A 3319-nucleotide genomic window follows, 5' to 3' on the forward strand; every position below is an offset into this window, starting at 1 on the left:
ATTCGGAGCAGGATCATGCGACCGGGCGGTGGGGTCCGGTCTGGGGTCTTTGCGTCGAGAAGTCGTCTTTGCGCGAGGAAAGTCCTGGCCGTCCGAGTTCTAGACAAGATTGTTCGTTGTGTGTGCCCTCCCGCGGAGCGTGTGGCGGCGCTCGTACAGAACGACAGGAAGCATTCCATGGAACTTCTCGAACTCGAATTCTCCCGCGAAATCCATCCGGTGGATGTTATCGAGCAGGTGGCCCACAACAACGACTGGTCTTTCGAGCGGGCCGGCGACGACGAGATTTCGATCTCGGTTGCCGGAAGCTGGACCGACTATCACGTCTCCTTTTCGTGGATGGAGGATTTCGAGGCGCTGCACCTGGCCTGCGCCTTCGATATCAAGGTGCCGGAGACCCGCACGCTGGAAGTGATGCGGCTCTTGTCGCTGATCAACGAGCAGATGCTGTTTGGCCATTTCGACCTCTGGGAGCAGGAGGGCGCGATCATGTTCCGCCAGTCGCTGCTGCTGGCCGGCGGGGTCGAGCCGTCGAGCCAGCAGGTCGAAGTGTTGCTGTCGTCGGCGCTGGAAGCCTGCGAATGCTATTTCCAGGCATTCCAGTTCGTCGTCTGGTCGGGAACCTCGGCCAAGGATGCCCTGGCCGGTGTGCTGTTCGAGACCTACGGCAACGCCTGAGTCCCCGTTAAGGCAGACAAGACCAAGATGAGTTCGAACACCGAGCGCAAGCCCGAGATCAGTTTTGCCGATTTCGATCGTGTCGACATCCGCGGCGGCACGATCGTCGAGGCCGAGCCGTTTCCCGAGGCGCGCAAGCCCGCGTTCAAGCTGAAGATCGATTTCGGCGCCGGCATCGGTATCAAGAAATCGTCGGCGCAGATCACCAAATACTATACACCGGAGACGCTGATCGGCCGGCAGGTGTTCGCGGTGGTCAATTTCCCGCCGCGCCAGATCGGTCCATTCATGTCGGAAGTGCTCACTCTCGGCTTTCCCGACGAAGAGGGCGCCGTGGTGCTCGGCGCGATCGAGCGTAAGGTGCCGGATGGCGGGCGGTTGTTTTAGGGTCTCAACTGGGGATCGGAATCCCCCGCGAACCGGGATGGATTGATAATCCTTTCGGCAGATGCTTCAGCATGAATTTCATGCCATGTCGTGACAGGAGTGTCGCGCGTGGACATCATCCGCTTTTCCTGTCCGCGTCGACCAATTTCCTTATTCTGTAAAATTTGAACTGTTTGCCTTCGGCGATTAATTCAAGGTTGCCGTGTCGTGGCGGGCTGCGCTCCGGCGCGATTACCAGCAGATAGTCAAAGTCACGGGTCCAATGCGCTGCATACGCTGCCTCGACCGGTGGTAAAGCACCGGCGGCGTAGGCCTCCAGCTCAGACATCGGGATAGGCCCGCCTTGCGGTACGGTCAGGTTTGCCACTTCCGGCCGGGGCCTCACCGGCTGTTTTCCCGGATAGGTGAACAGCGTTGGCATCAGTGCATTGCGTGTGACTACAGCCAACGCGGCAGCATTGTACATTGGATAAAGGAGCAGATTCGTTGGCGGGTCGTCTGGGAGGCCATTCTGGCCGGTAAGGATTCGCGAACCCATTGGAATGGCGTCGAACGCGGTCATAAGGGCACGATATTCGCCGCGGCACGACAATTGGGCCCAGATCGCGATGCCACTGTTTGCAAGCCCGGCGCCAAACGCCAGCGCGACGAGAAGTGTTCCACGCGAGCCTTGCGGACGCTTGATCGTGACGAAGGCTGGCAGGATCAGAACAAGCGCCAGAAGGACGCGCCCGTCGACAAAGGCCGTGTCCGCAACGCGAAACGGCATGAGAATGAACAGGCACAAGAGCCCAAAGCCTATCCAGCAGCCGACGCGAGAGACCGCCACCATCCTGTGCTTCACCGCAAGGTAACTGAGAATGACCAGCACCACGGTCACGGCTGAGGAAGTGTATCTGCTGAAGCCGTTGACTTGAACCAGCGCCAACAATTTCGCCGACAGGGCCCATTCGGTTCCTTCGCCACCCACTTTGCCGCCGTAGGCGAGCGCCAGGGCGCCAACTGCGACGACCGGAGCAGCCATTCCGGCAACCAGCAAGATCGTGCGTTTCCAATTCTCAATATGGTCTGGCCAGCGGGAGAGTTCGTACAGCCCCACCACAATGCCATACAGGCCGAGGGCAAATAGGTGAGAGATATACAGAACCACGACGAAGACGGCGTGGATCGCAAGGCGCAGCGGCAAAGGTCTTTCCGCAAGCCAAATCCAAACCGCGATGGACCAAAGAACGATCCCGAGTCCAAATTCAAAATTCACGAATCCGAAAGCGAAAGGCATGGCGTAGAGGAAGAGCGAAGCGACGAAGCCGCTGAGGATCACACGCCCCTGTGCGGCCGCTCCGACGGCCATTGCCCCGCTGACGACCAGCATTTGCGAGACTAGATAGAAAAGCTTTGATGCCAGCTCGATCCCGATCAAGCGCCCAGCGAACGGGACGACGAGATCCATGGCTAGATTAGGGTAGGGTGCCCACGCGGCTTCATAGTAGGGATGGGCTTCGGGCGTACCGGCGCGCATCAGGATCGACATTCTTGCGAGATGATTTGGATAGTCTGCCATAGCGGGTATGTCGACGAGCAGTACGGGCAAGAAAGCCACCACCAGCAGAACTATCAGCAAGATACCTTCTGGCCTGATGAAATGGCTCGTGTAACTGTTGATTTTGTTGCTGGCTGTTGCTTCGAGCATGCCACAATGTAGGTAGAAATGGTAAATTTTGAGTCGCCGACAATTATCAATCTGACTTGGTCATGGCTCCGAAGTCGCACAATACGTCACGCCGAACCATCCCTTTGAAACAAGGTGCCGTGGCAGACTAACGGTTGATTGTGCGTCGCCGCGCTTTGTCATCCGTGGCGGTGTGTCAGCTTCGCCCTTGGATAACGAAAAGCACGATCAGGCCGCCAGCTTTCGCCGTGTGCCCAGTGCTTCCTCGACCGTATCGAGGAACATTTCCGCACAGGCCTTCCAGCTATAGCGCATGGCGCGTTCGCGGGCTTCGGCACGGTCGACGTTGAGCGCGGCGAGTGAGGCCTCGCGCAAATCGTTGGAGACCGCGCCGCCAAAACCATCGCCGACAATGTCGATCGGCCCGGTCACCGGATAGGCGGCAACCGGCGTGCCGCTGGCCAGTGCCTCGATGATGACGTTGCCGAACGTGTCGGTGCGGCTCGGGAAGACGAAGACGTCGGCCGACGCATAGATCTCGGCCAGTTCGTCGTTGGGGCGATGGCCGAGGAAATGCGCTTGCGG

General features: G+C 59.0%; 4 protein-coding genes. 2 read left to right on the forward strand and 2 right to left on the reverse strand.

Annotated features, from left to right (window positions below; translation table 11 throughout):
• The first annotated feature begins 177 nt into the window (after positions 1–177).
• Both EN969_RS23025 and EN969_RS23030 read left to right on the forward strand, forming a co-directional pair.
• Complete coding sequence (locus EN969_RS23025) at positions 178–678, forward strand: YbjN domain-containing protein (RefSeq protein ID WP_013530009.1); 501 nt, start codon at positions 178–180, stop codon at positions 676–678.
• A gap of 27 nt (positions 679–705) precedes the next feature.
• The gene (locus tag EN969_RS23030) at positions 706–1065 is read left to right on the forward strand and encodes a tRNA-binding protein (protein ID WP_063168839.1); all 360 of its coding nucleotides are present in this window, start codon (positions 706–708) and stop codon (positions 1063–1065) included.
• Between the two features lie 115 nt (positions 1066–1180).
• On the opposite strand, the gene EN969_RS23035 is transcribed toward EN969_RS23030, so the two are convergent.
• Positions 1181–2755, reverse strand: coding sequence for a hypothetical protein (locus EN969_RS23035; protein ID WP_063168838.1), 1575 nt, complete (start codon positions 2753–2755; stop codon positions 1181–1183).
• A gap of 207 nt (positions 2756–2962) precedes the next feature.
• Positions 2963–3319 (reverse strand): glycosyltransferase (locus EN969_RS23040; RefSeq protein WP_127419421.1); only part of this gene is annotated, 357 nt, incomplete at its 5' end.

Source organism: Mesorhizobium sp. M7A.F.Ca.CA.003.01.2.1, from assembly GCF_003998945.1.
Lineage (GTDB): Bacteria > Pseudomonadota > Alphaproteobacteria > Rhizobiales > Rhizobiaceae > Mesorhizobium > Mesorhizobium ciceri.

Coding starts and splice junctions, on each gene's coding strand:
- EN969_RS23025 (WP_013530009.1), top strand. CDS start 178: ATGGAACTTCTCGAACTCGAATTCTCCCGCGAAATCCATCCGGTGGAT.
- EN969_RS23030 (WP_063168839.1), top strand. CDS start 706: ATGAGTTCGAACACCGAGCGCAAGCCCGAGATCAGTTTTGCCGATTTC.
- EN969_RS23035 (WP_063168838.1), bottom strand. CDS start 2,755: ATGCTCGAAGCAACAGCCAGCAACAAAATCAACAGTTACACGAGCCAT.